The following is a 26720-nucleotide window of genomic DNA, read 5'->3' on the forward strand; positions in this document are numbered from 1 at the left end:
AGTTTCATGATCTCTTCCTGGATAGCGATTACGTTTTTGATGATTTTTTTTGTGACTCACATCACAAAAACAAGTCTACGCTTCATCTTCTAAACGATCAACAAAAATGAGATATTAATCACAAAATTTTTAAACCTGCTTTTTAGTTTTGTTTTTTCTGAAACGAAACCATAAAAAAAGCCAGCCTGGAAACCAGACTGGCTTTTAACGTTCAAGCCGGTGTTACATCGCTTTTTTGGTCAACTCGATAACGCGCAGTTTAGCGATCGCTTTGGCCAGTTCCGCAGACGCCTGAGCGTAGTCCACGTCACCATGAGAGCTCTTAATGTGCTCTTCAGCCTTACGTTTCGCTTCCAGGGCTCGCGCTTCGTCGAGATCCTGGCCACGAATTGCCGTATCAGCCAGAACGGTCGTGCTACCCGGCTGCACTTCAAGAATGCCGCCTGACAGGTAGATAAATTCTTCGTGACCGTGCTGCTTAACGATGCGAATCATACCAGGCTTAATGGCGGTGAGCAGCGGTGCGTGCCCCGGGTAAATACCCAGTTCACCTTCGCTACCCGTTACCTGGATTTTCTCGACCAGACCAGAGAACATTTGTTTCTCTGCGCTGACGACGTCCAGGTGGTAAGTCATTGCCATATCACCCTCCGATTAAGGCGTTAAAGTTTTTTGGCTTTTTCCACGGCTTCGTCGATAGAACCGACCATGTAGAACGCCTGCTCCGGCAGGTGATCGTATTCGCCTTCCATGATGCCTTTAAAGCCACGGATGGTGTCTTTCAGGGAGACGTATTTGCCCGGAGAACCGGTAAATACTTCTGCCACGAAGAACGGCTGGGACAGGAAGCGCTGAATCTTACGCGCACGAGCTACCACCAGTTTATCTTCTTCAGACAGTTCATCCATACCCAGGATGGCGATGATGTCTTTCAGTTCCTGATAACGCTGCAGGATGGACTGAACGCCACGAGCGGTGTCGTAGTGCTCCTGACCAACAACCAGCGGATCCAGCTGACGGCTGGTGGAGTCCAGCGGGTCAACTGCCGGATAGATACCCAGAGAAGCGATCTGACGGCTCAGTACCACGGTTGCGTCAAGGTGCGCAAAGGTGGTGGCTGGAGACGGGTCAGTCAAGTCATCCGCGGGTACGTATACCGCCTGTACGGAAGTGATAGAGCCGGTTTTGGTGGAGGTGATACGTTCCTGCAGAACGCCCATCTCTTCCGCCAGAGTCGGCTGGTAACCTACCGCTGAAGGCATACGGCCCAGCAGTGCGGATACTTCAGTACCGGCCAGGGTGTAACGATAGATGTTATCGACGAACAGCAGAACGTCACGACCTTCGTCACGGAACTTCTCAGCCATGGTCAGGCCGGTCAGCGCAACGCGCAGACGGTTTCCCGGCGGCTCGTTCATCTGGCCATACACCAGGGATACTTTATCGATAACGTTAGAGTCGGTCATTTCGTGGTAGAAGTCGTTACCCTCACGAGTACGTTCACCTACGCCCGCAAACACGGAGTAACCGGAGTGCTCGATCGCGATGTTACGGATCAGCTCCATCATGTTTACGGTTTTACCTACACCCGCACCACCGAACAGACCAACTTTACCGCCCTTCGCAAACGGACACATCAGGTCGATAACTTTGATGCCGGTTTCCAGCAGTTCCTGAGAGTTTGACAACTCTTCGTAGGAAGGTGCTGCGCGGTGGATAGCCCAACGCTCTTCTTCACCGATGTCGCCTTTCATGTCTACCGGTTGGCCCAGTACGTTCATGATACGACCCAGCGTTGCTTTACCTACCGGGACTTCGATCGGATGCTCGAGGTCTTTTACTTCCAGACCGCGACGCAGACCGTCGGAAGAACCCATGGCGATGGTACGAACAATACCGCCGCCGAGCTGCTGCTGAACTTCCAGCACCAGATTCTCACTACCATTTTGTACCTCAAGAGCCTCGTACACGCGCGGTACGGCATCCTGAGGGAATTCGACGTCGACCACGGCGCCGATTACCTGGACAATTTTTCCAGTAGCCATCTTGAATCCTCTACGAATTAACCTGGTTATACCGCGGATGCTCCACCGACGATCTCGGTGAGTTCCTGAGTAATGCTGGCCTGACGAGCTTTGTTGTATACCAACTGCAGCTCTTTAATCAGGCTGCCGCCATTGTCGGTCGCGGCTTTCATCGCCACCATACGTGCGGCCTGCTCGCTGGCCAGGTTTTCTACCACGCCCTGATAAACCTGAGATTCCACATAACGGCGCAGCAGGGTATCCAGCAGCGCTTTCGGATCGGGTTCATACAGGTAATCCCAGGATTTACGCTTCAACTCACCATCTTCTGAAGCCGGTAACGGCAGCAGCTGAGTGATGGTTGGAACCTGAGACATGGTGTTAATAAATTTGTTGCTGACAATATACAGCTTGTCCAGACGGCCTTCATCGTAGGCCTGCAACATCACTTTTACCGGACCAATCAGTTCGGACAGGGATGGGTTATCCCCCATACCCGTCACCTGGGCGACAACATTACCGCTAACGGAATTAAAGAACGACACGCCCTTGGAGCCGATCATTGCGAGTTCGCACTGAACGCCTTTATCGGACCATGCTTTCATTTCCGCCAGCAGCTTTTTGAACAGGTTAATGTTCAAGCCACCGCACAGACCACGGTCGGTAGACACCACCAGGTAGCCCACGCGTTTAACGTCGCGTTCTTCCAGGTAAGGGTGCTTATATTCCAGATTACCGTTCGCAAGGTGACCGATCACTTTGCGCATCGTATCTGCATAAGGACGGCTGGCCGCCATACGCTCCTGCGATTTACGCATTTTGGAAGCGGCGACCATTTCCATCGCTTTAGTGATCTTTTGCGTGTTCTGGACGCTTGCGATCTTACTACGTATCTCTTTTGCGCCGGCCATGAGCTTCTCCTCAATGCCTTGCGGCCTGCCCTGAAGCAAGCCGCCAGACTTTACCAGGATTGGGTTGCTTTGAAGGAATCGAGGATGCCTTTCAGCTTGCCTTCGATTTCGTCGTTATAGCCACCGGACTGGTTGATCTCTTGCATCAACGGAGCGTGATCACGGTCGACGTAAGCCAGCAGAGCGGCTTCAAAGCTACCGATTTTCGACAGCTCGACATCCGCCAGATAACCACGTTCTGCCGCGAACAGAACCAGAGACTGCTGCGCAACGGACATCGGCGCATACTGTTTCTGTTTCAGCAGTTCGGTCACTTTCTGACCGTGGTCCAGCTGCTTACGGGTTGCATCATCAAGGTCAGAGGCAAACTGGGAGAACGCCGCCAGTTCGCGATACTGTGCCAAAGCGGTACGAATACCACCGGACAGTTTCTTCATGATCTTGGTCTGAGCTGCACCACCAACACGGGATACGGAGATACCCGGGTTAACCGCAGGACGAATACCGGAGTTAAACAGGTTGGTTTCCAGGAAGATCTGACCATCGGTAATGGAAATTACGTTGGTCGGAACGAACGCAGAAACGTCACCCGCCTGGGTTTCGATAATCGGCAGCGCAGTCAGAGAACCGGTTTTACCCTTCACTTCACCTTTGGTGAAAGCTTCAACGTATTCGACGTTAACACGTGCAGCACGCTCCAGCAGACGAGAGTGGAGGTAAAATACGTCGCCCGGGAATGCTTCACGTCCAGGCGGACGGCGGAGCAGCAGGGAGATCTGACGATAAGCAACGGCCTGTTTAGACAGGTCATCATAAATGATCAGCGCATCTTCACCGCGGTCGCGGAAGTATTCGCCCATTGCGCAACCGGCATATGGTGCCAGGTATTGCAGTGCGGCAGATTCAGATGCGGTAGCAACCACAACGATGGTGTTAGCCAGCGCGCCGTGTTCTTCCAGTTTGCGTACCACGTTAGAAATGGTGGACGCTTTCTGACCGATAGCGACGTAGACGCACTTGATGCCAGAATCACGCTGGTTGATGATGGCGTCGATAGCCAGCGCGGTTTTACCGGTCTGACGGTCGCCGATAATCAGTTCACGCTGTCCACGACCAATTGGGATCATGGCATCAACGGATTTATAACCGGTCTGTACCGGCTGATCGACGGACTGACGTTCGATTACGCCCGGCGCGATAGCTTCAACGGCGGAGAAGCCGTCGTGCTCCAGCGGACCTTTACCATCAATCGGTGCACCCAGGGTGTTAACCACACGTCCCAGCAGACCGCGGCCAACCGGAACTTCAAGGATACGGCCAGTACACTTAACCTTCATACCTTCGGCGAGGTCAGCGTACGGACCCATCACTACTGCACCTACGGAGTCGCGCTCCAGGTTCAGTGCGATAGCGTAACGGTTACCCGGCAGAGCGATCATCTCACCCTGCATACAATCGGCCAGGCCGTGAATGCGGATAACACCGTCACTTACAGAAACGATAGTACCTTCGTTATGAGCCTCGCTCACAACATTGAACTGAGCAATGCGCTGCTTGATCAGTTCGCTGATTTCGGTGGAATTCAGTTGCATGCTCCAGTCCCCTTAAGACTGCAAGACGTCTGCAAGGCGTTCAAGACGGCCGCGTACGCTACCATCAATGACCATATCACCCGAACGGATGATTACGCCTGCCATTACAGACTTATCGATTTTGCAATTCAGCTTAACTTTGCGTGACAGACGTTTTTCCATCGCGGCGGTAATTTTCGCAAGCTGTTCGTCACTCATTTGAGCGGCAGAAATAACTTCTACCTCTGCGGTTGCCTCACTGGCAGCGCGCAGGTGAATGAACTGCTCGAGAACATCAGGGAGCGCTTTCAGACGACCATTTTCAGCCATCACCCGGATCAGGTTTTGACCATTTTCGTCCAGTTGCTCACCACAAACCGCGATAAACACATCAGAGAGCGTTTCCGGCGCCAGTGCGCCAGAGAGTAGCTCTGCCATTTCTTCGTTTTTAGTCACTTCAGCAACAAACGCCAGCATATCCTGCCAGCGTTCAACGCTGTTGTGTTCGACGGCAAAGTCAAAAGCTGCTTTGGCGTAGGGGCGAGCTACCGTTACAAATTCAGACATCAGCCCCTCCCTCCTTACAGTTCAGCGACAAGTTTATCCACGATGTCGCTGTTAGCAGCTTCATCCACGGAACGTTCGATGATCTTCTCGGCGCCAGCAACAGCCAGGATAGCAACCTGCTTACGCAGCTCCTCACGGGCACGTTTACGTTCGGCATCGATTTCAGCCTGCGCCTGTGCGACGATTTTGGTGCGTTCCTGTTCTGCTTCCGCTTTTGCTTCATCCAGGATCTGAGAGCGACGCTTGTTCGCCTGCTCAATGATTACCTGGGCTTCCGCTTTCGCTTTTTTCAGCTGGTCGGTCGCGTTGGCCTGTGCAAGGTCCAAATCTTTCTTAGCGCGTTCTGCAGAAGCTAAACCGTCAGAAATTTCTTTCTGGCGCTTTTCGATGGCAGCCATTAAAGGCGGCCATACATACTTCATGCAGAACCATACGAAGATAACAAACGCGATGGCCTGGCCGAGGATTGTTGCGTTCATGTTCACAGCACAATACCTCTTAAAAAATAACTCTGTGGCTTAGGTTTCTTTCGAACAACTTACTACGCGACGGCGAACATCACGTACAGACCCAGACCTACAGCGATCATCGGGATAGCATCCACCAGACCCATAACGATAAAGAACTGAGTACGCAGCAGAGGAATCAGATCCGGTTGACGCGCTGCGCCTTCCAGGAATTTACCCCCGAGGATGCCGATACCGATCGCAGCACCGATTGCCGCCAGACCCATCATCACAGCGGCAGCCATGTACAGCAGATCCATATTCAGGTTTTCCATGACAGTCTCCAGTTTGTTTCAGTTAAAACGTAGTATGTTGGTAAAAATCAATGCTCTTCAGATGCCATCGACAGATAGACGATCGTCAGAACCATGAAGATGAAGGCTTGCAGCGTAATAATCAGGATGTGGAAAATGGCCCATGGCACATTCAGAATCCACTGTGACCACCACGGCAACAGGCCAGCAATCAGAATGAAAATCAGCTCACCGGCATACATGTTGCCGAACAGTCGCAGACCCAGTGATACAGGTTTTGACAGCAGGCTTACCCCTTCAAGGATTAAGTTGACAGGAATGAACGCCCAGTGATTGAACGGCTGCAGGGTCAGTTCTTTAACGAACCCGCCCACGCCTTTCATTTTGATGCTGTAGAAAAGAATCAGGATAAATACGCCAAGCGCCATCGACAGGGTGATGTTAACGTCAGCTGACGGCACCACGCGCAGAGCAGGCAGACCGAGAACGTGTTCACCGATCCAAGGGATAAAGTCGATAGGCAGCAGATCCATCAGGTTCATCAGGAATACCCAGACGAACACGGTGAGGGCCAGCGGAGCAATGACCTTGCTCTTGCCGTGATACATATCTTTGACGCTGCCATGGACGAAGCCGATGATCATCTCAATGAAGGTCTGGAATTTACCAGGTACGCCGGTTGTCGCCTTTTTAGCCACGCTGCGGAACATAAACAGGAATAACAGACCGAGCACCACTGAGAAAAACATGGAGTCAATGTTGAGCGTCCAGAAGGTGGCCGGGGGGTTGTGCGGATCCACCAGCGAGAATGTACGCAGGTCCAGCTGAAGGTTGTTCAGATGGTGGCCTATGTAATCCTGCGGCGTCATATTTTCTGAAGCCATGATGCCTTTTACCCTTTGTTGTTAATTACAGCTGGCGCCAGAACTTGTACCACCAGCACCAAAACCCACGTCACTATCAGCGGCAAAAATACCACTTTCAAAACCGCCAGCGCCACCGCCAGAAAGGCGAAGGTCAGCAACACCTTGAAGGCTTCACCAATGGCAAAGGACCAGGCCACTCGGCCTTTAGCTGGTGTATGCGCCTGATGACGCCAGGCAAAAATCATAAATATCATGTTCGGCAAAACAACCGCCAAACCTCCACTCACCGCGGAGATGCCCCAGAAAGGGTCTTTGAGGCTGAACAGCAGTCCACTTGCTATTACTGCCAGTAACTGAATAAACAGAAGCTTACGAGCAACGTTTCGACTCAAGAGCGACACTGACATCACGTTTTTACTCCTGCTCCCTTCGAGGTATGTCGCGTGTCGTATAAAACGTCCTTTAAGACGAAGAGTCAAGCATCAAAAAGCGGACAAATTATACGGTGACGCCTCGTGATTTCAAACAATAAGTAGCAAAATAGTGAATAAATGTTTAATTATTTTCCGACAGACAACTTTTCATGCATTTCACCGATCTGTGAGCAGTCATGCAAAACTGCAAACACCGCGAAAAATCGGCAATTAAAGCGTGCATCAGATCACATAATAAACATTTTTCGCGAAATCGAATTAATTCTGTACATAAAACCCAATTTTTTATCCGTTTGATATTCAACATAAAAACCAGGCATTCTTTCTAAAACAATCCTATATACAATAAAAACCTTTTATTGACATTCATAATAAATATTTAACATCAGTATGAACGGCAAGCAGCGAGATTTTTAGCGTACTGATATTTTCAATGTTGACTATTCTGTTGGTAAAGCAACCGGACAAAGTTAACGGAAAGAAAACCCCTGGTAACCCAAGGGTTAAAGACAGGCCGATAATACACTACCGTGACTTTTATTTTTGTAACATCCACGGCCCGTCTTTTTTTCACATTTTTTGATAAAAATTAAATCATTTTTGGCTGAATCACCACAAGGTGACGCTCCCCTTCCAGCTGAGGCACATGCAGTTCGACAACCTCCTTAATGACGACCCCTTCCGGCAGATTTGCCATTTCATCTTCCTGCGCTAAGCCCTTGAGCGCATAAAAGTGACCGTTCTCTGCAGGTAAATGATGGCACCAGCTCACCATGTCATTCAGCGACGCAAATGCGCGGCTAATCACGCCGTCAAACGGCGGCTCTGCCGGGAACTCTTCCACACGGCTTTGTACCGGGGTGACGTTATCCAGTTTGAGCTCATGCTGGACCTGTCGCAGAAAACGTACTCGCTTGCCCAGACTGTCCAGCAGGGTGAAGTGGGATTCAGGACGCACGATAGCCAGCGGGATCCCCGGTAGCCCAGGCCCCGTACCGACATCGATAAAACGCGTTCCTTTTAGGTATGGCGCAACAACAATGCTATCGAGGATGTGGCGTACCAGCATCTCGTCAGGATCGCGAACCGAGGTCAGGTTATAGGCCTTATTCCACTTATCCAGCATGCCAACGTAGGCGACAAGCTGGTTTTTCTGGTGATCGGTAAGTGAAATACCTGCTTCATCAAGCAGACGAGAAAGTTTGTTGAGCACGATCGTTACCTGTTTAAAAACAATGAGCCCGGAGGCGATACGCTTACCGGGCTGAGAAATTGACCTGACGGATATCTGATGCGCTATTCGCCCATGTATCGTTCAGTGGAATATCAGGCGCTACGGCGCAGCATTCCCTGCTTTTTTAACCACACCAGCAAAATCGAGATTGCCGCAGGCGTAATGCCGGAAATACGCGATGCCTGCCCTATCGAAGACGGTTTATGATCGTTCAACTTGGCAATGACCTCGTTCGACAGCCCATTCACCTGGCGATAATCAAGCGTAGCAGGCAGCAACGTGTTCTCGTTGCGCTGTTGTTTCTCGATTTCATCCTGCTGGCGCGCGATGTAGCCTTCGTATTTTACCTGAATTTCGACCTGTTCAGCCGCTTGCTTGTCCTCAAGACCCGGCGAGAACGGCGTCATCTGCACCAGCTGTTCGTAGGTCATTTCCGGACGACGGAGCAAATCTTCACCGTTAGCTTCACGGGACAAAGGCGCCGTCAGTCGAGCATTCACTTCCGCAGCGCTTTCCGCTAGCGGATTAACCCAGCTGGTTTTCAGGCGCTGACGTTCACGTTCAATGCTCTCAAGCTTCTCGTTGAAACGCGCCCAGCGTTCGTCATCCACCAGACCCAGTTCACGACCTTGTTCGGTCAGGCGCAGATCGGCGTTGTCTTCACGCAGCATCAGGCGGTATTCCGCACGAGAGGTAAACATGCGGTACGGTTCTTTGGTACCGAGAGTACACAGATCGTCCACCAGGACGCCAAGGTAAGCCTGAGAGCGGCCAGGCGCCCACCCCTCTTTCTCGGCGGAGAAACGAGCGGCGTTCAGGCCTGCCAGCAGGCCCTGAGCGGCGGCTTCTTCATAACCGGTGGTGCCGTTAATCTGGCCGGCAAAGAACAGGCCATGGATAAATTTACTTTCCAGCGTCGGTTTCAGATCGCGCGGGTCAAAGAAATCGTACTCAATAGCGTAGCCAGGGCGAACGATTTTTGCATTTTCCATCCCCTGCATTGAGCGGACGATTTGCATCTGGACATCGAATGGCAGGCTGGTGGAGATGCCATTTGGATAAATTTCGTTGGACGTCAGTCCTTCCGGCTCGAGGAAAATTTGATGCTGGTTACGATCGGCAAAGCGCATGACCTTGTCTTCGATCGAAGGACAGTAGCGGGGACCGATCCCTTCAATCACGCCGGCATACATCGGGCTGCGATCGAGGTTATTACGGATCACGTCATGCGTTTTCTCGTTGGTATGCGTGACGTAGCACGGCACCTGACGCGGATGCTGCGAAGCATCTCCCATAAACGAGAAGACCGGCATCGGATTATCCCCGTGCTGCTGTGCCAGAACGCTGAAATCAATCGTCCTCGCGTCGATACGCGGCGGGGTACCGGTTTTCAGGCGGCTGACGCGCAGCGGCAGTTCACGCAAGCGGCGGGACAGCGGGATCGACGGAGGATCGCCTGCACGACCGCCGCTGTAGTTATCCAGGCCGATATGGATCTTACCGTCGAGAAAGGTTCCGACGGTCAGTACCACCGCTTTGGCGCGGAATTTAAGCCCCATCTGGGTGACGGCGCCAACAACACGATCGTTTTCGACAATCAGATCTTCCACCGCCTGCTGGAAGATCATCAAATTAGGCTGGTTTTCCAGCGCGGTACGTACGGCCTGCCGGTACAGCACACGGTCTGCCTGAGCGCGAGTCGCCCGTACGGCAGGGCCTTTGCTGGCGTTTAGTATCCTAAACTGGATGCCGGCGTGGTCAATTGCCTTCGCCATCAGGCCGCCAAGCGCATCCACTTCTTTTACCAGGTGTCCTTTCCCAATGCCGCCAATCGCCGGGTTGCAGCTCATCTGCCCCAGCGTGTCGATATTGTGTGTCAAAAGCAGAGTCTGTTGACCCATTCGCGCTGCGGCCATCGCGGCCTCAGTGCCTGCATGACCCCCGCCAATGATGATGACGTCAAAAGGATCCTGATAAAACATGGTGGTATGCCTCGCATAAAGCGGTTTGAAAATAGAGTGAAGCCCGGGCCGTGGATTCTACTCAACTTTAGCCTTTCGAGAAAGCGCCGGGATCCTGAGTATTAAAAAGAAGATCTTTTATTTAGAGATCTGTTTTATTGTGATCTCTTATTAGGATCGGCTTGTCTTGTGGATAAGTCAGATCCGCGATTTAAGATCAAACGCTTAAGAAGGATCGCTTTCTGTGAATGATCGGTGATCCTGGTCCGTATAAGCTGGGATCAAAATGAAGGGTTATACACAGCACAAAAATCAGTCAAGGGTTATACTTTGGATAACTACCGGTTGATCCAAGCTTTTAAGCATAGTTATCCACAGAAGAAAGTATGATCTTTACAATTCTCAGAGCAAGTTTTTCCAGGATCCCAGCCAAATCTCGGCCGGATCTTCCGGAATTTCATGTTCGAGAACGTTAATTTTGAGCGTTTCACCGATCTGTTTTGCCCCGCAGGCGTTGAGCGCCGTCTCGAGCTTATCAATTGCTCCGCAGAAGGTATCGTATTCACGGCTACCGATGCCGACTGCGCCAAAACGGACCGCAGAGAGGTCGACCTGCTTCTCCTGAAGCGCTTCATAGAAAGGCAGAAGATTATCGGGAATGTCCCCGGCGCCATGCGTCGAAGAGATAACCAGCCAGATCCCTTCCGCCTGCAGATCGTCGATCAGCGGGCCGTGCTGAATAGTCGTGCTGTGTCCAGCCTCTTCCAGCTTTTCCGCCAGATGTTCTGATACATATTCTGCGCTACCCAGCGTACTGCCGCTGATAAGAGTTATCTCTGCCATGATCGCCCGCTCCACTATTCAGAGTGGCGTATTGTACGCTGTGAGCGAGCTGGGATCTACCTGTGGAAAAATGTGGGATTAAAAAGCCCGATCATGGGCGGATGGTACGCATAATCGGGTTTTGCAGGACGATCAGCGTTTCAGTGGACTGAATTTCATCAATTGTTTGGATCTTGTTGATAAGTACATGCTGGAGCGCATCAATCGATCGGCACATCACCTTTATAAAGATGCTGTAGTGTCCGGTGGTGTAATAGGCTTCAGTAACCTCATCCAGGCTGTTTAGCCTGGCCAGCGCGGAGGGGTAGTCTTTCGCGCTCTTCAGAATGATGCCGATAAAACATCCTACATCGTAACCCAGCTGCTTGGGACTGACGTCGATGCGTGCACCGGTAATAATTCCGGCCTGCTTCATTTTCTCTACCCGCACGTGAATGGTCCCCGGGCTGACGCCAAACTGTTTTGCCAGTTCAGCATAGGCGGTGCGCGCGTTGGCCATTAAGGCCTCAAGAATGCCGCGGTCCAGATTGTCGATCTGATAATTTTCCATAGGTTTTTCTTATGAAGTTTGACGAATATTTCTATTTTAGCCTCAAATTTTAATGAAACAAAATCGATGCAGGCTTTTTGTTGTTGGATTATTGAATTGCAGCGCTGTTTTGTTGCTTAATCAATGGCAACAGGACGCAGGAGTTATAAAAAATGAAAACCGCATACATCGCAAAACAACGCCAGATTAGTTTCGTTAAGTCACACTTTTCCCGCCAGCTTGAAGAGAAGCTCGGCCTGATCGAAGTCCAGGCGCCGATCTTAAGCCGCGTGGGCGATGGGACCCAGGATAACCTCTCTGGTTGCGAAAAAGCGGTTCAGGTTAAAGTGAAAACACTTCCAGACGCCCAGTTCGAAGTGGTTCATTCACTGGCGAAGTGGAAGCGTCAAACCCTGGGACAACACGACTTCAGCGCGGGCGAAGGGCTGTACACGCACATGAAGGCCCTTCGCCCCGATGAAGACCGATTAACTCCCATCCATTCCGTTTACGTTGACCAGTGGGACTGGGAGCGCGTAATGGGTGATGGAGAGCGCCACTGCGGCACGCTGAAAGCAACCGTTGAAGCGATCTATGCCGGGATCAAAGCGACCGAAGACGCCGTCAGTAAAGCGTTTGGCCTCACGCCTTTCTTGCCGGAGACGATCCAGTTTGTTCACAGCCAGGAGCTTTTAAGCCGCTATCCGGATCTTGATGCCAAGGGCCGCGAGCGGGCGATCGCGAAAGAGCTGGGCGCGGTATTCCTGATCGGTATCGGCGGCAAGCTTTCCGATGGCCAGCGTCACGACGTTCGCGCGCCGGATTACGATGACTGGAGCACGCCTGCCGCTGAAGGCTATGCCGGTCTGAACGGTGATATTCTGGTGTGGAACCCGGTGCTTGAAGATGCATTCGAGCTCTCTTCAATGGGGATCCGCGTGGATGCCGAAGCGCTGAAGCGTCAGCTCGCGATCACCGGCGACGAAGATCGCCTACAGCTGGAATGGCACCAGGCGCTGCTGCGCGGAGAGATGCCGCAGACGATTGGCGGCGGCATTGGCCAGTCTCGCCTGACGATGCTGCTGCTGCAGCTTGAGCATATCGGCCAGGTGCAGTGCGGCGTGTGGCCAACCCAGGTTCGTCAAAGCGTTGCTGCGCTTCTTTAATCAGTGATTAACGCCGCCAGCGTCTCAGCAGGCGGCTACGCAACCCGGTATCAAAGCGCCAGATATGATCGAATACGCGCATAATGCCGGGCTTGCCGTGTACCGACATCGCCACCGCATGAAAACGATGTTGATGTTTATGCTGTAGCTCTCCCACCTTATTGATCACCTCATCCGGCAAACGCTGGGCGATAAAATCAGAAATCACCACCGCATCCGCATCGACCCACTGCGGATTCTGCATACGCTCAATCACCGCCCGAAAGCAGCTGGCGAGATCGGTGCCGCCGCGAAAGCGCTGGCTCAAGAAACGAATCGCCTGTTCCAGCCCCTGCGGGCCGGTGAGTTCGTAGTGCACCACTTCGCTGGAAAACAGCATAATGAAGCAGCGGCGGTTATCCGCCAGAGCGACCCGCATCAGCGCCAGACAAAACGCCTTGGCGCACTGTTCATTGAAACCGCCCATTGAGCCGGAAGTATCGACGCAGACGATAAACGGCCCGCGCGGCTGTTCATCAACGTCCTGGCGCGTTACCGGCCGTTCGGTGATCTTTTCCTTCCACGCATCGCCATGTAGTCGATAGGTCAGCAGCTGCTTTTCAACCAGCTTGCGGTAGAACTCAAACTCCAGCTCGGTGATGCCGAGGGTAGCCAGCTCAGGCGGCAGCAGACGTAGAATATCGTCGCTCTGCTGAAGACCGTCGACCTGCTCCGGTACGGTAGCCGGTTCACGCACCAGACTGCGGAAGGTCTCCATCGGCGCATCTTTTTTCGGCACCGCTTTCGCTTCGCGCGAGCGTCCCAGCTGTTCGGCGAGCTGCATGAGCTCAGGTTGTTGAGTTAAAAAATCCCCGTAGCGAACGATCAACTGATAATCGCCGCGCTTCAGTTCTCCGGCACTCATGTCCCACAGATGCCCAGCCGCATTGTCATTTTCCACCAGTACCGGCTCCAACTGGCCGCTAAGGGTCATGCGCTCCTGAACTTCACTCAGCAGCTGATCGCGCTCTTCATCCAGCAGCTGCTGATTAAGAGAGGTTGCCTGCACCACCAGGCTCAGGCGCCAGCGCTGGAGGAATAACGTGTGCAGCGCTGGAGTAAAGGTGCTGTTGTCATCCACCAGCTGCTGCGCCTGGCTGGCGAACGGGGAGTGCAGCTTATGCAGATGGCTCAGAATTTGCGGCAGCTGGACGATAAACTGCGAGGTGGAAAGCCGCTGTGATTGCTGATAGCACTGAACTTCCGCATCCAGCTCGGGCGGGACGTTGGTCTCTTTTAGTCGCGATCTGACCGCTTCCCGCCAGCGAGGAATGTCGGCGGCGATAATATTTTTGAGCCGCGGAAATTTTTCAAAGAACACAGCGAGTTGAGGCGCTGCCAGCAGGGCCAGCAGCATCTCATCGATCATGCCCTCTTCGCCGACTGCCAGCATGACATTCAGCATGTCCAGCGTCATGACTGGCGGGCCTGTTTAATCTGCGTTCCCACGTCCTGCAGGCTGGCTTCAATGCGCCCCAGCCACTCGCCGGGAATAAACAGACATTTCTGCTGTTCGCTGAAGCGGTTATGTTGCTGATGCCATTCGTCGTCCAGCGCCTCCAGCTGTTGCTTGATTTCTGCCGGCATATTTTCCCGTGATTCGCTACCGGGCAGGGAGAGTCGCGACCCCTGCAGGCTCACATCGCGCACGACCAGATGCTGGCTGGTATCGACATCCATGTTCAGCTGCTGGGCAAAACCAATGCCGTTGAGCTTGCCGCGGATCTCACCCCCTTTCTCCAGCCAGTGAGCAAGCTCTTCACGAACAAACGTAATATGAATCACTTCCAGGTCGTGCAGTTTTAGCGGCTGCTGGAGAAGCAGGGTTAGCGTGGGGTCCTGCACTTCAGCAGGCAGTTCATAATGAGGTTTACGGCTGAACATCCCGCCGAGACGAGTGACTTTTAGCGCGGTCTTATCGCTTTGCTGCTGTTGAAGCTGAATGCGCCGTTGGATAATCGACCCGAGGCGGGTGAGCATCGCCTGCTGCTGCCAGGCGTGGCTGGTCATTAAGGTCTCAATCTGCACGGACATCAGATTCATCGTCTCAATATTGTGCCACAGGCAATCCTTCAGCAGGATCAGGTCTATTGGCGCAATGGTGTCGCGGCCGCTGAAAAAGGCGCTGGCCTGCAGCAGACGAATGGCTTTTTTCCAGCGACGATCTGAGACGTAGGGCGCGTTTGGCAACGTATCCAGCTGCTGGCGCAGCTGGAAAATCAGTTCAAATACGCTGTCCGGTAGCTTCACGCTGCCGATATCCTGCTGCCATTGCAGAAATTCCTCATCGCTGACCTGCAAACTCGCCGGGACAGGATTACTGTTCTCGTCCTGCTGGCTTATCAGCATTGAGCGGAAGTTCGTTTTATCCTGTACCTTATCCAGCCATAGGCGAATAAGCATACGATCGTATAAGGCTTCCAGACTGTTGTCTGCCTCCGGGAGCTCGTTCGACGCCGCCACCAGCAGGCGCATGGGGATCTTCTCTTCGGTCGCCCCGTTGCGGAAATGGCGTTCGTTTATCGCCGTCAGCAGCGTATTGAGAATCGCCGGGCCCGCTTTCCAGATCTCATCTAGAAAAACAATTTCAGCTTCCGGAAGATAGCCGGCGGTCAAACGTTCGTAGCGCCCTTCATCTTTCAGCGCCTGAATAGAGAGTGGGCCAAAGACCTCTTCCGGCGTGGAGAAACGGGTCATCAGGTATTCAAATGCGCGAGCCTGCTGGAAGGCGAACTTGAGGCGACGGGCAATCAGGCTTTTGGCGATCCCCGGCGGGCCCAGCAGAAAAACGCTCTCGCCGCTGAGGGCGGCAAGCAGGCAAAGGCGTATTGCGTGGCTGCGTTCGAAGAGTCCTTTTTCCAGCGCGGCGCTGAGCCGGGAAATTCTTTCTGCCAGTAAATGTGATTGAGCCATAATAGAGTTGCGTGCTTTTTAGAATGTCGTTGTTAGGTCGAGTATAGATGTTTGATTAGGGGTGGTAATAGCCTGAAGAATCGATTTATTTTCTTTGAGTCAGGTTAAGATGATGTCAGTTAGGGGTACGATTCAGCAAATAATCGTGCATACTGTGCGCTTTTTGTGGGCCAAGGGACTAGGCACACATTTGTTTTATAAACGAAAAGACTAGTCTATGAGCACTGATAATAAGCAATCGCTGCCGGCAATAACGCTGGCGGCAATCGGCGTGGTATACGGCGATATCGGCACCAGTCCACTGTATACACTTCGTGAATGTCTGTCGGGTCAGTTTGGCTTTGGCGTTGAGCGTGATGCTGTTTTTGGCTTCCTGTCGCTCATTTTTTGGCTATTAATTTTTACCGTTTCACTCAAATACATCACCTTCGTGATGCGGGCAGATAACGCCGGTGAAGGCGGGATCCTGACGTTAATGTCGCTGGCGGGACGAAACACCTCCGCGCGCGCCACGTCCATCCTGGTGATCCTTGGGCTTATCGGCGGCAGCTTCTTTTATGGCGAGGTGGTTATTACCCCTGCCATTTCGGTGATGTCGGCGATAGAAGGTCTGGAAATTATCGCCCCGGACCTGGATACCTGGGTTGTGCCCATATCCATCATTGTCCTGACGCTGCTATTTGCCATTCAAAAGCACGGTACCAGCATGGTGGGTAAGCTGTTCGCGCCGATTATGCTGATCTGGTTCCTGCTGCTGGCGGTACTGGGCGCGCGCAGTATTTTCGCTAACCCTGAAGTGCTGCAGGCGTTGAACCCTTACTGGGCGGTTCATTTCTTCCTCGAATATAAAACCGTCTCGTTTGTGGCGCTGGGGGCGGTGGTGCTGTCGATTACCGGCGTGGAAGCGCTGTATGCCGACATGGGGCATTTCGGTAAATTGCCGATTCGCCTGGCCTGGTTTTCGGTCGTGCTGCCTTCGCTGGTGCTGAACTACTTTGGTCAGGGGGCGCTGCTGCTTAAACATCCGGAAGCAATTAAAAACCCGTTCTTTCTGCTGGCGCCGGAGTGGGCGCTAATCCCAATGCTGATCATTGCCGCCCTGGCGACGGTTATCGCTTCCCAGGCGGTTATCTCCGGCGTCTTCTCTCTGACTCGCCAGGCCGTGCGTCTGGGGTACCTGTCGCCGATGCGTATTATTCACACCTCGGAAATGGAGTCCGGGCAGATTTACATCCCGTTTATCAACTGGCTGCTCTATATCTCGGTGGTCATCGTCATTGTTAACTTTGAGCACTCCTCGAATCTGGCGGCGGCATACGGTATTGCGGTAACGGGAACGATGGTGCTGACCACCATTCTGTTCACGACGGTGGCGCGTCAAAACTGGCACTGGAATAAGTTTGTTGTGGCGCTGCTGCTGGTTGCCTTTATGTGCATTGATATCCCGCTCTTCTCCGCGAACCTCGATAAAATCGTCTCCGGCGGCTGGCTGCCTCTGACCCTCGGTCTGGTGATGTTTACCATCATGACCACCTGGAAGAGCGAGCGTTTCCGCCTTCTGCGTCGGATGCATGAGCACGGTAATTCTCTGGAGGCGATGATCTCTTCTCTTGAAAAATCGCCGCCGGTTCGCGTGCCGGGTACCGCTGTTTATATGTCCCGGGCGCTGAACGTGATTCCTTTCGCGCTTTTGCACAACCTGAAGCATAACAAGGTGCTGCACGAGCGGGTGATTTTGCTCACGCTGCGTACCGAAGACGCGCCGTACGTACATAACGTTCGTCGCGTGCAGATTGAACAGATATCGCCGTCGTTCTGGCGCGTCGTTGCCAGCTACGGCTGGCGCGAAACGCCGAATGTCGAAGAGGTTTTCCACCGCTGCGGGCTGGAAGGCCTGAGCTGCCGGATGATGGAGACCTCCTTCTTTATGTCGCATGAGTCGTTGATCATCGGCAAGCGGCCGTGGTATCTGCGCCTGCGCGGCAAGCTGTATCTGCTGCTGCAGCGCAACGCCCTGCGGGCGCCGGACCAGTTCGAAATCCCGCCTAACCGGGTTATTGAGCTCGGCACCCAGGTTGAGATCTGATTCGCTAAGGCCCTTCTTGATGAAGGGCCTTTTTGTTTTATCTGCTCGCTTCAGACTTTCTCGCTGCTGCGTTGCGAAACGTTTCGATGACGATCACAATTCTCACATCTGGTGATGGTTTTCTGTTCTCTTATTGCTAATACTTATACCAGCGAAACGTTTCGCTAATGGAGCAAAAGAGAAAATGAAAAAAGGTACCGTCCTCAATGCTGATATCTCGTCGGTCATCTCCCGTCTGGGGCATACCGATACGCTGGTTGTTTGCGACGCTGGTTTACCGGTTCCCCGCAGCAGCGCGCGTATTGATATGGCGTTAACCCACGGGGTTCCCTCCTTTATGCAGGTTCTGGAGGTGGTGACGAGCGAAATGCAGGTTGAAGCGGCTATCCTGGCGGAAGAGATTAAAACCCTTAATCCGCAGCTCCATGCGACGTTGCTCACTCACCTTGAGCAGCTGCAGCAGCACCAGGGAAACACCATTGAAATTCGTTACACCAGTCATGAGCAGTTTAAAAAAGAAACCGCAGACAGTCAGGCGGTGATTCGCAGCGGGGAGTGTTCCCCGTATGCGAACGTTATTCTCTGTGCCGGCGTGACGTTCTGAGGTCGCCGATATGGAAGCCTTATTGCAACTAAAAGGGATCGATAAAGCGTTCCCTGGCGTCAAGGCGCTCTCCGGCGCCTCGCTAAATGTCTATCCAGGCCGCGTGATGGCGCTGGTCGGGGAGAACGGTGCCGGCAAGTCCACCATGATGAAGGTGCTGACCGGTATCTACTCCCGCGATGCCGGTTCGCTGCTGTGGTTGGGGAAAGAGACCACCTTCAACGGACCTAAATCTTCTCAGGAAGCCGGAATCGGCATCATTCACCAGGAACTCAACCTGATCCCCCAGCTGACGATCGCCGAGAATATTTTCCTCGGTCGTGAGTTTGTGAATCGCTTTGGCAAAATTGACTGGAAAACGATGTATGCCGAAGCTGACAAGCTATTGGCAAAGCTGAACTTACGCTTCAACAGCCAAAAGCTGGTGGGCGATTTGTCGATCGGCGATCAGCAGATGGTCGAGATCGCTAAAGTGCTGAGCTTTGAGTCGAAGGTCATCATTATGGATGAGCCCACCGACGCGCTAACCGACACCGAGACCGAATCCCTGTTCCGCGTGATCCGCGAACTGAAATCGCAGGGGCGCGGTATTGTCTATATCTCTCACCGTATGAAAGAGATCTTCGAGATTTGCGATGACGTCACGGTCTTCCGCGATGGGCAGTTTATCGCCGAGCGCGAAGTGGCCAGCCTGGATGAAGATCTGCTGATTGAGATGATGGTCGGCCGCAAGCTGGAGGATCAGTATCCGCATCTGGACAAAGCCCCGGGCGCGGTTCGCCTTAAGGTCGACAACCTGTGTGGATCAGGGGTAGAGAACATCTCCTTTATTCTGCGCCAGGGCGAAATCCTCGGCGTTGCCGGGCTGATGGGCGCCGGACGAACCGAACTGATGAAGGTGCTCTACGGTGCGCTGCCGCGCAGCAGCGGGTCGGTTACCCTGGATGGGCATGAGGTCATTACGCGTTCTCCGCAGGATGGCCTGGCCAACGGCATTGTTTACATCTCTGAAGATCGTAAACGCGATGGTTTAGTGCTCGGTATGTCGGTTAAAGAGAATATGTCGCTCACCGCGCTGCGTTACTTCAGCCGCGGCGGCGGTAGCCTGAAGCATAAAGATGAACAGCAAGCGGTAGGCGATTTTATCCGCCTGTTTAATGTGAAAACGCCGTCGATGGAGCAGGCTATTGGGCTGCTATCGGGCGGTAACCAGCAGAAGGTGGCGATTGCCCGCGGCTTGATGACCCGTCCGAAGGTGCTGATCCTTGATGAACCGACCCGCGGCGTCGACGTCGGGGCGAAGAAAGAGATCTACCAGCTGATTAACCAGTTTAAAGCCGAAGGCCTGAGCATCATTCTGGTCTCTTCGGAGATGCCGGAAGTGCTGGGCATGAGCGATCGCATCATGGTGATGCATGAAGGGCATCTCGGCGGTGAATTCACACGCGAGCAGGCCACCCAGGAAGTATTGATGGCTGCCGCTGTGGGCAAGCTTAACCGTGTGAATCAGGAGTAAAAAAGATGAATAACCCGGCTGTTTCTGGTCGTCGCTACTTCACAAAAGCGTGGCTGATGGAGCAAAAATCGCTGATTGCCCTGCTGGTGCTGATTGCGATTGTCTCGACCATGAGCCCCAACTTTTTTACCGTAAATAACCTGTTCAATATTCTGCAGCAGACTTCAGTTAACGCCATTATGGCGGTTGGGATGACGCTGGTTATCCTGACTTCGGGCATCGACCTGTCCGTCGGCTCCCTGCTGGCGCTGACCGGCGCGGTGGCGGCTTCCATTGTCGGGATTGAGGTCAACGCGCTGGTGGCGGTGGCCGCTGCGCTGGCGTTAGGTGCGGCAATTGGCGCCGTGACCGGCGTGATCGTGGCGAAAGGGCGCGTACAGGCATTTATCGCCACGCTGGTCATGATGCTGCTGCTGCGCGGCGTGACGATGGTGTATACCAACGGCAGCCCGGTAAACACCGGCTTTACCGACAACGCCGATCTGTTTGGCTGGTTCGGGATTGGCCGTCCGCTGGGGATCCCAACGCCGGTGTGGATTATGGCGATCGTCTTCCTGGCCGCCTGGTACATGCTGCACCATACCCGCCTGGGTCGTTATATCTACGCGCTCGGCGGCAACGAAGCGGCAACGCGTCTTTCCGGCATCAGCGTGAATAAAGTTAAAATCATCGTCTATTCTTTGTGCGGCATGCTGGCCTCGCTGGCCGGCATTATTGAGGTCGCGCGTCTCTCTTCCGCGCAGCCGACGGCGGGCACCGGATATGAACTGGATGCGATTGCGGCGGTGGTGCTCGGCGGTACCAGCCTTGCGGGCGGTAAAGGCCGTATTGTCGGGACGCTGATTGGCGCGTTGATCCTTGGCTTTCTGAACAACGGACTGAATTTATTAGGCGTTTCATCCTATTACCAGATGATCGTGAAAGCGGTGGTTATTTTGCTGGCGGTACTGGTAGATAACAAGAAGCAGTAACTGATAACTCTACAGGACATCTTAACTATGAATATGAAAAAACTGGCGACCCTGGTCTCTGCTGTAGCGTTAAGTGCGACCGTAAGCGCAAACGCGATGGCAAAAGACACTATCGCTCTGGTTATCTCAACCCTTAACAACCCGTTCTTTGTCTCACTGAAGGATGGCGCGCAAAAAGAAGCGGACAAACTGGGCTATAACCTGGTGGTTCTGGACTCTCAGAATAACCCGGCCAAAGAGCTGGCTAACGTGCAGGATTTAACCGTTCGTGGTACCAAACTGCTGCTGATCAACCCAACGGATTCCGATGCGGTGGGTAACGCCGTGAAGCTGGCTAACCAGGCTAAAATTCCGGTTATCACCCTCGACCGTCAGGCGTCAAAAGGCGACGTGGTGAGCCATATCGCGTCTGATAACGTGCTGGGCGGTAAGATGGCCGGTGACTATATCGCGAAGAAAGTCGGCGAAAGCGCGAAGATCATTGAACTACAGGGCATTGCCGGGACGTCCGCGGCGCGCGAGCGTGGCGAAGGTTTCCAGCAAGCCGTTGCTGCGCATAAGTTTAACGTTCTGGCCAGCCAGCCGGCAGATTTTGACCGTACCAAGGGCCTGAATGTCATGCAGAACCTGCTGACGGCGCATCCTGATGTACAGGCCGTATTCGCCCAAAACGATGAAATGGCGCTGGGCGCGCTGCGTGCCCTGCAAACGGCAGGCAAATCTGATGTGATGGTTGTTGGATTTGACGGCACTCCGGATGGCGAAAAAGCGGTAAATAGTGGCAAACTGGCAGCGACCATCGCCCAGTTACCGGAGCAGATCGGCGTGAAAGGCGTTGAGACAGCCGATAAAGTGCTGAAGGGCGAAAAAGTGGAAACCAGCTATCCGGTTGAGTTGAAACTGGTCATTAAGCAATAATGTGCGATTCGGATCGGCGACGGTCCGAGGGACAACATAATAAAGAAAAGCAGGGCATGCGCCACCGGATTCCGGTGGCGCGCTTTCCGGGAATATTGATTATGAAAACCGCAGGCAAACTTGTCGTCCTTGGCAGTATCAACGCCGATCACATCCTGAATCTTGACGCCTTCCCAACGCCGGGTGAAACCGTTACCGGTCATCACTATCAGGTCGCTTTTGGCGGTAAGGGCGCAAACCAGGCGGTTGCTGCCGGACGTAGCGGAGCCAATATCGCCTTTATCGCCTGTACCGGCGATGACGATATTGGCGAACGCGTTCGTCGTCAGCTGGAAAGCGATAATATCGACGTCGCGCCGGTCAGGGCCGTTGCCGGAGAATCAACCGGCGTGGCGCTGATTTTTGTTAACGCTGAAGGTGAGAATACTATCGGTATTCATGCTGGCGCTAACGCCGCGCTTAGCGTAGCGCAGGTTGATGCGGAAAAAGAGCGTATTGCCGGCGCGCAGGCGCTGCTCATGCAGCTGGAGTCGCCGCTGGAAAGCGTACTGGCTGCGGCGAAAATCGCTCACCAGAATCAAACCTCAGTTATCCTCAATCCGGCGCCGGCACGTGAACTGCCCGATGAGCTGCTCACGCTGGTGGATATCATTACCCCTAACGAGACCGAAGCGGAAAAGCTCACCGGCGTTCGCGTGGAAAGCGACGATGATGCGGCAAAAGCCGCCAAAGTGCTCCATGATAAAGGTATTGGTACGGTGATCATTACGCTTGGCAGCCGTGGCGTATGGGCCAGCAGCGAAGGTGAAGGTCGTCGGGTTCCCGGTTTTAAAGTGCAGGCGGTTGATACCATCGCCGCTGGCGATACCTTTAATGGTGCGCTGGTCACCGCGCTGCTTGAAGGTAGCGAACTGGCGCAGGCGATTCGTTTTGCCCACGCCGCCGCCGCTATCGCCGTCACCCGCAAAGGGGCTCAGCCCTCCGTGCCCTGGCGAAAAGAAATAGACGAATTTTTACGTCAACAGGGGTAACGATTGGCTACCATGAAGGATGTAGCCCGCATTGCGGGCGTTTCCACTTCGACGGTTTCTCATGTCATCAACAAAGATCGTTTCGTTAGCGAAGCGATTACCGCTAAAGTCGACGCCGCGATTAAGAGCCTGAACTACGCTCCGTCCGCGCTGGCGCGCAGTCTCAAATTAAATCAAACCCGCACCATAGGCATGCTCATTACCGCCAGTACCAATCCGTTTTACTCGGAGCTGGTGCGCGGCGTGGAGCGCAGCTGCTTTGAACGGGGTTATAGCCTTGTGCTATGTAATACCGAAGGCGATGAACAGCGGATGAACCGTAATCTGGAGACGCTGATGCAAAAGCGCGTCGATGGTTTACTGCTGCTGTGCACTGAAACGCATCAACCTTCGCCGGAGATTATGCAGCGCTACCCTTCTGTTCCGACGGTGATGATGGACTGGGCGCCGTTCGACGGCGATAGCGATCTGATTCAGGATAACTCTCTGCTGGGTGGCGATATGGCGACGCAGTATCTGATCGACCAGGGCTATACGCGGATTGCCTGTATTGCGGGTCCGCTGGATAAAACTCCTGCCCGACTGCGCCTGGACGGGTATAAGGAAGCGATGGCCCGAGCCGGGCTCACGGTACCTGAAGGATATGTGATTAGCAGCGATTTTGAGTTTGGCGGCGGTTTCAGCGCCATGCAGAAGCTGCTGATGCTGCCAGCGCTGCCGCAGGCGGTGTTTATCGGTAACGATGCGATGGCGGTAGGCGCCTATCAGGCCCTTTATCAGAGCGGTCTGCGTATTCCACAGGATATGGCGCTGGTAGGCTATGACGACATTGAACTGGCGCGCTATATGACGCCGCCGTTAACCACAATACATCAACCGAAAGATGAACTGGGCGAACTGGCTATCGATGTGCTGATTCACCGTATGGCCGACCCGGGACAAAAACAGCAGCGCGTACAGTTAACCCCCGAGCTGGTGGTTCGCGGCTCAGCCTAACGCTTGTGCCGCTCCTTAATCAGGTTGCGGCCATCTTTTGCTCTTAATAAGGTAAATACCAGCGCCGATACCACGGTGATAACCCCCATGGTAATAAAGGTGTAGTGAAACTGCTCGATGGTATTTGCGCTATCGAATCCTTCATAAAACCGCAGCACCGCCGCGCTAACGGCGACCCCGAGACTGATCGATAGCTGCTGCGTTACGGCCAACATGCTGTTGCCGCTGCTGGCGTTTTCATCGGTTAAATCGGCGAGCGTGATGGTGTTCATGGAGGTGAACTGGGTGGACATTGCCATTCCCAGAATGAAGAGCGGCAGCAGCAGCATCCAGATCGACATATCCGGCGATTGCAGCGAAAACTGAGCGATCATCAGGCCAATAAATATCGTGACCCCAACCAGCGTTTTACGGTAACCAAACCAGCGAAGAATCTGGGTGACGGTTGATTTCGCAATAATCGAACCAATAGCCGTAGGCGCTATCATGCAGCCGGCGACGATTGCCGGATAACCGAAGCCAACCTGTAGCATCAGCGGCATCAGGAACGGAACGCAACCGGTACCCAGGCGCGTGGCCAGGTTTCCCGCAATCCCGACAGAAAAAGTATGCGTCTTAAATAAAGAAAGCGAAATGAGCGGCGTGGGATGGCGGCGAGCGTGACGAATATAGGCCCACAGTAAAACGATGCTCAGGGCGATTACCGCCAGAGCCATCCATGTGGCGACAATTTTCTCGCCAAACAGCTCTATTCCGCTGGAAAACAGAACCAGGCTGAGGCCAAACAGGATAAAACCGAGCGTGTCGAAGCGGCGCCGTGGCGTGGTGAAATCCGGCATATACTTGCGGGCATACACGATCCCGATAATACCGATGGGAATATTGATCAGGAAAATCCAGTGCCAGCTGGCCCAGGTCACCAGTACGCCGCCGAGCACGGGACCGAGGATAGGGCCGACCAGTCCAGGCATCGTGACGAAGTTGAGCACCGGCAGCAGTTCGCTGCGCGGATAGGCGCGCAGTAGCGCCAGCCTGGCTACCGGCATCATCATGGCCCCGCCGATGCCCTGAATGACGCGGAAGATAACCAGTTCCATCAGGGAGTTGGAAAGCGCGCAGGCCAGGGAACCGAGGGTAAACAGGCTGACGGCGATGATAAACACTTTTCGCGTGCCGAAGCGGTCGGCCAGCCAACCGCTGACCGGGATAAGCATGGCCACCGTCAGCGTATAGCTGATAATGGCCGACTGCATCGCTAGCGGTGAACGGTTGAGACTATGGGCGATAGCGGGAAGGGCTGTATTCAGAATGGTGGCGTCGAGCGCCTGCATAAAAAAAGCCATCGCTGCGATCCATGGCAGCCCGGCCATACTGCGGGCTTTCTTTTTGGTCATTCTATACCCTTGCTATTTGTCGGAATGGTTGGGAGCGCTCAACAACGCCTGGCAGGCGCTCAGCGCCCGCAAGCCGTCGCTATCCAGAATGGCATCAACGATTGCCTGGTGCAGATCCAGTTTCACCACTTCATTCTGCGTAATCGACGTGAAGTAGGTGTGATAGACCGAATGAAATAAAGAAGCGAAAGAGATCAGGAAAGGGTTGCCGCTCATTTCATATATATGTTCATGCCAGGCCATATCGACTTCAATCCAGCGTTCGCGCTGAAAGTTCCTCTTCAGCTCAACCATCTCCTCCATCAAAGCGTTGAGCTGGGCTTTTTGCTCCGGCGTCCCTGAAGTTGAAGCCAGAAAACAGGCTTGAGGTTCCAGACTGCCGCGCATCACAAGGAAATGGCTGACAACATCGGAGAAGTTATCTTCTGTTAGCCACCAGGCCAGGAGTTCTTTATCGAGAAAGTTCCAGCTGCTGCGTGGCATCACCCGCGTTCCGATGCGCGGCCGTGGTAAAAGCATGCCTTTTGCCGCTAGCGTCTTCACCGCTTCACGCACGGCCGTGCGGCTCACGCCAAACTGCTCGCCCAGTTCCATCTCGCCTGGAAGGATACTTTCTGGCTGATATTCACCGGTCAAAATTTTTTGAGCCAGCTTCTCCGCTAATACCCAGGAGATATTCTTTTGTGCCGCCAACTGCTGTGCGCTTAAAGACATACGTGCCGTTCCTTTCTCTTTTTTACCTTACCAGTATGCCATCTGGCGGCTTACTTCGTTGGTTAAAACGGCAAAACGCCGGTTTTTTGCTACATTACGCGTCGTAATGATGAAAAAAGAGGCGGTTAAAAAGTTTTTTGCATTTAGCCCTTGTCACTTCGGAATAACTCCCTATAATGCGCCTCCACTGACACGGAACAACGGCACGCAAGCCGCCGGGTCAGCGGGATTCAGCGATGAATGCCGGCAGAGAAAAGCGAAAATAATCGCTTGACTCTGAATGAGGAAAACGTATTATACGGGACCTCGCGACAGAGCGCTGAAGCGCGTCGCAACTGCTCTTTAACAATTTATCAGACAATCTGTGTGGGCACTCAAAGTGACATGGATTCTTAACGTCCTCGGACGAAAAATGAATACCAAGTCTCTGAGTGAACATACGTAATTCATTACGAAGTTTAATTCACGAGCATCAAACTTAAATTGAAGAGTTTGATCATGGCTCAGATTGAACGCTGGCGGCAGGCCTAACACATGCAAGTCGAACGGTAGCACAGAGAGCTTGCTCTCGGGTGACGAGTGGCGGACGGGTGAGTAATGTCTGGGAAACTGCCTGATGGAGGGGGATAACTACTGGAAACGGTAGCTAATACCGCATAACGTCGCAAGACC

General features: G+C 53.4%; 25 protein-coding genes and 1 rRNA gene. 9 read left to right on the forward strand and 17 right to left on the reverse strand.

The window, feature by feature from the left end:
• Positions 1–222 precede the first annotated feature (222 nt).
• From HMPREF1144_RS15395 to asnC, 13 genes are all read right to left on the reverse strand, one after another.
• Complete coding sequence (locus HMPREF1144_RS15395; protein WP_004107274.1) at positions 223–642, reverse strand: F0F1 ATP synthase subunit epsilon; 420 nt, start codon at positions 640–642, stop codon at positions 223–225.
• Positions 643–662: 20 nt separating this feature from the next.
• Positions 663–2045, reverse strand: coding sequence for a F0F1 ATP synthase subunit beta (atpD, locus tag HMPREF1144_RS15400; protein WP_004107276.1), 1383 nt, complete (start codon positions 2043–2045; stop codon positions 663–665).
• Between the two features lie 26 nt (positions 2046–2071).
• On the reverse strand, positions 2072–2935 hold the full coding sequence (gene atpG / locus HMPREF1144_RS15405) for a F0F1 ATP synthase subunit gamma (RefSeq protein WP_004107278.1): 864 nt from the start codon (positions 2933–2935) through the stop codon (positions 2072–2074).
• 50 nt (positions 2936–2985) lie between these two features.
• Positions 2986–4527: a F0F1 ATP synthase subunit alpha gene (gene atpA, locus HMPREF1144_RS15410; RefSeq protein WP_004127029.1), complete on the reverse strand. Its 1542-nt coding sequence runs from the start codon at positions 4525–4527 to the stop codon at positions 2986–2988.
• A gap of 12 nt (positions 4528–4539) precedes the next feature.
• Positions 4540–5073: a F0F1 ATP synthase subunit delta gene (gene atpH / locus HMPREF1144_RS15415; protein WP_004855764.1), complete on the reverse strand. Its 534-nt coding sequence runs from the start codon at positions 5071–5073 to the stop codon at positions 4540–4542.
• A gap of 14 nt (positions 5074–5087) precedes the next feature.
• Positions 5088–5558 (reverse strand): F0F1 ATP synthase subunit B, encoded by a 471-nt coding sequence (atpF, locus tag HMPREF1144_RS15420; RefSeq protein ID WP_004107293.1) that lies wholly within the window; start codon positions 5556–5558, stop codon positions 5088–5090.
• A 56-nt stretch (positions 5559–5614) separates the two neighbouring features.
• On the reverse strand, positions 5615–5854 hold the full coding sequence (gene atpE, locus HMPREF1144_RS15425; protein WP_000429386.1) for a F0F1 ATP synthase subunit C: 240 nt from the start codon (positions 5852–5854) through the stop codon (positions 5615–5617).
• Between the two features lie 47 nt (positions 5855–5901).
• A complete protein-coding gene (atpB, locus tag HMPREF1144_RS15430; RefSeq protein WP_004127037.1) occupies positions 5902–6717 on the reverse strand; it encodes a F0F1 ATP synthase subunit A in 816 nt (271 codons plus the stop codon).
• An 8-nt stretch (positions 6718–6725) separates the two neighbouring features.
• Positions 6726–7106 (reverse strand): F0F1 ATP synthase subunit I, encoded by a 381-nt coding sequence (atpI, locus tag HMPREF1144_RS15435; protein WP_004855768.1) that lies wholly within the window; start codon positions 7104–7106, stop codon positions 6726–6728.
• 616 nt (positions 7107–7722) lie between these two features.
• Positions 7723–8346: a 16S rRNA (guanine(527)-N(7))-methyltransferase RsmG gene (rsmG, locus tag HMPREF1144_RS15440; protein WP_004855770.1), complete on the reverse strand. Its 624-nt coding sequence runs from the start codon at positions 8344–8346 to the stop codon at positions 7723–7725.
• Positions 8347–8459: 113 nt separating this feature from the next.
• Positions 8460–10349: a tRNA uridine-5-carboxymethylaminomethyl(34) synthesis enzyme MnmG gene (gene mnmG, locus HMPREF1144_RS15445; RefSeq protein ID WP_004855773.1), complete on the reverse strand. Its 1890-nt coding sequence runs from the start codon at positions 10347–10349 to the stop codon at positions 8460–8462.
• 381 nt (positions 10350–10730) lie between these two features.
• Positions 10731–11171, reverse strand: a complete 441-nt coding sequence (gene mioC, locus HMPREF1144_RS15450) for an FMN-binding protein MioC (protein ID WP_009653317.1) — start codon at positions 11169–11171, stop codon at positions 10731–10733.
• A 91-nt stretch (positions 11172–11262) separates the two neighbouring features.
• On the reverse strand, positions 11263–11721 hold the full coding sequence (gene asnC / locus HMPREF1144_RS15455; RefSeq protein WP_004107306.1) for a transcriptional regulator AsnC: 459 nt from the start codon (positions 11719–11721) through the stop codon (positions 11263–11265).
• Positions 11722–11873: 152 nt separating this feature from the next.
• Between asnC and asnA the strand changes: the two genes are divergently transcribed.
• On the forward strand, positions 11874–12866 hold the full coding sequence (gene asnA, locus HMPREF1144_RS15460; RefSeq protein WP_004855779.1) for an aspartate--ammonia ligase: 993 nt from the start codon (positions 11874–11876) through the stop codon (positions 12864–12866).
• A 7-nt stretch (positions 12867–12873) separates the two neighbouring features.
• Here asnA and viaA read toward each other — a convergent pair whose 3' ends face one another.
• Entirely contained in the window at positions 12874–14322 is a 1449-nt protein-coding gene (viaA, locus tag HMPREF1144_RS15465) for an ATPase RavA stimulator ViaA (RefSeq protein WP_009653313.1), read from the reverse strand.
• Entirely contained in the window at positions 14319–15818 is a 1500-nt protein-coding gene (gene ravA / locus HMPREF1144_RS15470; protein ID WP_004855785.1) for an ATPase RavA, read from the reverse strand. The genes viaA and ravA overlap by 4 nt, the downstream gene beginning before the upstream one ends.
• A 217-nt stretch (positions 15819–16035) precedes the next feature.
• On the opposite strand from ravA, the gene kup reads away from it, so the two are divergent.
• The 7 genes from kup to rbsR all read left to right on the forward strand — a co-directional run bounded on the left by kup (position 16036) and on the right by rbsR (position 23940).
• Positions 16036–17904: a low affinity potassium transporter Kup gene (gene kup / locus HMPREF1144_RS15475; RefSeq protein ID WP_004855788.1), complete on the forward strand. Its 1869-nt coding sequence runs from the start codon at positions 16036–16038 to the stop codon at positions 17902–17904.
• A 184-nt stretch (positions 17905–18088) separates the two neighbouring features.
• A complete protein-coding gene (rbsD, locus tag HMPREF1144_RS15480; protein ID WP_004855789.1) occupies positions 18089–18508 on the forward strand; it encodes a D-ribose pyranase in 420 nt (139 codons plus the stop codon).
• A 10-nt stretch (positions 18509–18518) separates the two neighbouring features.
• A complete protein-coding gene (rbsA, locus tag HMPREF1144_RS15485; protein WP_009653315.1) occupies positions 18519–20024 on the forward strand; it encodes a ribose ABC transporter ATP-binding protein RbsA in 1506 nt (501 codons plus the stop codon).
• Between the two features lie 5 nt (positions 20025–20029).
• Complete coding sequence (rbsC, locus tag HMPREF1144_RS15490) at positions 20030–20995, forward strand: ribose ABC transporter permease (protein ID WP_004855792.1); 966 nt, start codon at positions 20030–20032, stop codon at positions 20993–20995.
• A gap of 27 nt (positions 20996–21022) precedes the next feature.
• The gene (gene rbsB, locus HMPREF1144_RS15495; protein ID WP_004855794.1) at positions 21023–21913 is read left to right on the forward strand and encodes a ribose ABC transporter substrate-binding protein RbsB; all 891 of its coding nucleotides are present in this window, start codon (positions 21023–21025) and stop codon (positions 21911–21913) included.
• Positions 21914–22011: 98 nt separating this feature from the next.
• Positions 22012–22944 (forward strand): ribokinase, encoded by a 933-nt coding sequence (gene rbsK, locus HMPREF1144_RS15500; RefSeq protein ID WP_161506359.1) that lies wholly within the window; start codon positions 22012–22014, stop codon positions 22942–22944.
• A 3-nt stretch (positions 22945–22947) separates the two neighbouring features.
• The gene (gene rbsR / locus HMPREF1144_RS15505) at positions 22948–23940 is read left to right on the forward strand and encodes a ribose operon transcriptional repressor RbsR (RefSeq protein ID WP_085954984.1); all 993 of its coding nucleotides are present in this window, start codon (positions 22948–22950) and stop codon (positions 23938–23940) included.
• On the opposite strand, the gene mdtD is transcribed toward rbsR, so the two are convergent.
• Together mdtD and HMPREF1144_RS15515 are read right to left on the reverse strand one after the other, a co-directional pair.
• Positions 23937–25334 (reverse strand): multidrug transporter subunit MdtD, encoded by a 1398-nt coding sequence (gene mdtD / locus HMPREF1144_RS15510; RefSeq protein WP_004855800.1) that lies wholly within the window; start codon positions 25332–25334, stop codon positions 23937–23939. The genes rbsR and mdtD overlap by 4 nt on opposite strands.
• A gap of 12 nt (positions 25335–25346) precedes the next feature.
• Positions 25347–26048: a FadR/GntR family transcriptional regulator gene (locus HMPREF1144_RS15515; RefSeq protein WP_004855803.1), complete on the reverse strand. Its 702-nt coding sequence runs from the start codon at positions 26046–26048 to the stop codon at positions 25347–25349.
• A 480-nt stretch (positions 26049–26528) separates the two neighbouring features.
• On the opposite strand from HMPREF1144_RS15515, the gene HMPREF1144_RS15520 reads away from it, so the two are divergent.
• A 16S ribosomal RNA gene (locus HMPREF1144_RS15520) occupies positions 26529–26720 on the forward strand; the annotation flags it as partial.

Source organism: Klebsiella sp. OBRC7, assembly GCF_000293135.1.
Classification (GTDB): Bacteria; Pseudomonadota; Gammaproteobacteria; order Enterobacterales; family Enterobacteriaceae; genus Klebsiella; species Klebsiella michiganensis.

What these genes read in the sequence shown, in the direction of transcription:
- atpG (WP_004107278.1), bottom strand. Translation starts at nt 2,935, where the DNA reads ATGGCCGGCGCAAAAGAGATACGTAGTAAGATCGCAAGCGTCCAGAAC.
- atpH (WP_004855764.1), bottom strand. Translation starts at nt 5,073, where the DNA reads ATGTCTGAATTTGTAACGGTAGCTCGCCCCTACGCCAAAGCAGCTTTT.
- mioC (WP_009653317.1), bottom strand. Translation starts at nt 11,171, where the DNA reads ATGGCAGAGATAACTCTTATCAGCGGCAGTACGCTGGGTAGCGCAGAA.
- atpD (WP_004107276.1), bottom strand. Translation starts at nt 2,045, where the DNA reads ATGGCTACTGGAAAAATTGTCCAGGTAATCGGCGCCGTGGTCGACGTC.
- viaA (WP_009653313.1), bottom strand. Translation starts at nt 14,322, where the DNA reads ATGACGCTGGACATGCTGAATGTCATGCTGGCAGTCGGCGAAGAGGGC.
- mnmG (WP_004855773.1), bottom strand. Translation starts at nt 10,349, where the DNA reads ATGTTTTATCAGGATCCTTTTGACGTCATCATCATTGGCGGGGGTCAT.
- rbsB (WP_004855794.1), top strand. Translation starts at nt 21,023, where the DNA reads ATGAATATGAAAAAACTGGCGACCCTGGTCTCTGCTGTAGCGTTAAGT.
- ravA (WP_004855785.1), bottom strand. Translation starts at nt 15,818, where the DNA reads ATGGCTCAATCACATTTACTGGCAGAAAGAATTTCCCGGCTCAGCGCC.
- atpE (WP_000429386.1), bottom strand. Translation starts at nt 5,854, where the DNA reads ATGGAAAACCTGAATATGGATCTGCTGTACATGGCTGCCGCTGTGATG.
- atpI (WP_004855768.1), bottom strand. Translation starts at nt 7,106, where the DNA reads ATGTCAGTGTCGCTCTTGAGTCGAAACGTTGCTCGTAAGCTTCTGTTT.
- rbsD (WP_004855789.1), top strand. Translation starts at nt 18,089, where the DNA reads ATGAAAAAAGGTACCGTCCTCAATGCTGATATCTCGTCGGTCATCTCC.
- rbsA (WP_009653315.1), top strand. Translation starts at nt 18,519, where the DNA reads ATGGAAGCCTTATTGCAACTAAAAGGGATCGATAAAGCGTTCCCTGGC.
- rbsC (WP_004855792.1), top strand. Translation starts at nt 20,030, where the DNA reads ATGAATAACCCGGCTGTTTCTGGTCGTCGCTACTTCACAAAAGCGTGG.
- asnC (WP_004107306.1), bottom strand. Translation starts at nt 11,721, where the DNA reads ATGGAAAATTATCAGATCGACAATCTGGACCGCGGCATTCTTGAGGCC.
- atpB (WP_004127037.1), bottom strand. Translation starts at nt 6,717, where the DNA reads ATGGCTTCAGAAAATATGACGCCGCAGGATTACATAGGCCACCATCTG.
- HMPREF1144_RS15395 (WP_004107274.1), bottom strand. Translation starts at nt 642, where the DNA reads ATGGCAATGACTTACCACCTGGACGTCGTCAGCGCAGAGAAACAAATG.
- asnA (WP_004855779.1), top strand. Translation starts at nt 11,874, where the DNA reads ATGAAAACCGCATACATCGCAAAACAACGCCAGATTAGTTTCGTTAAG.
- HMPREF1144_RS15515 (WP_004855803.1), bottom strand. Translation starts at nt 26,048, where the DNA reads ATGTCTTTAAGCGCACAGCAGTTGGCGGCACAAAAGAATATCTCCTGG.
- atpA (WP_004127029.1), bottom strand. Translation starts at nt 4,527, where the DNA reads ATGCAACTGAATTCCACCGAAATCAGCGAACTGATCAAGCAGCGCATT.
- kup (WP_004855788.1), top strand. Translation starts at nt 16,036, where the DNA reads ATGAGCACTGATAATAAGCAATCGCTGCCGGCAATAACGCTGGCGGCA.
- mdtD (WP_004855800.1), bottom strand. Translation starts at nt 25,334, where the DNA reads ATGACCAAAAAGAAAGCCCGCAGTATGGCCGGGCTGCCATGGATCGCA.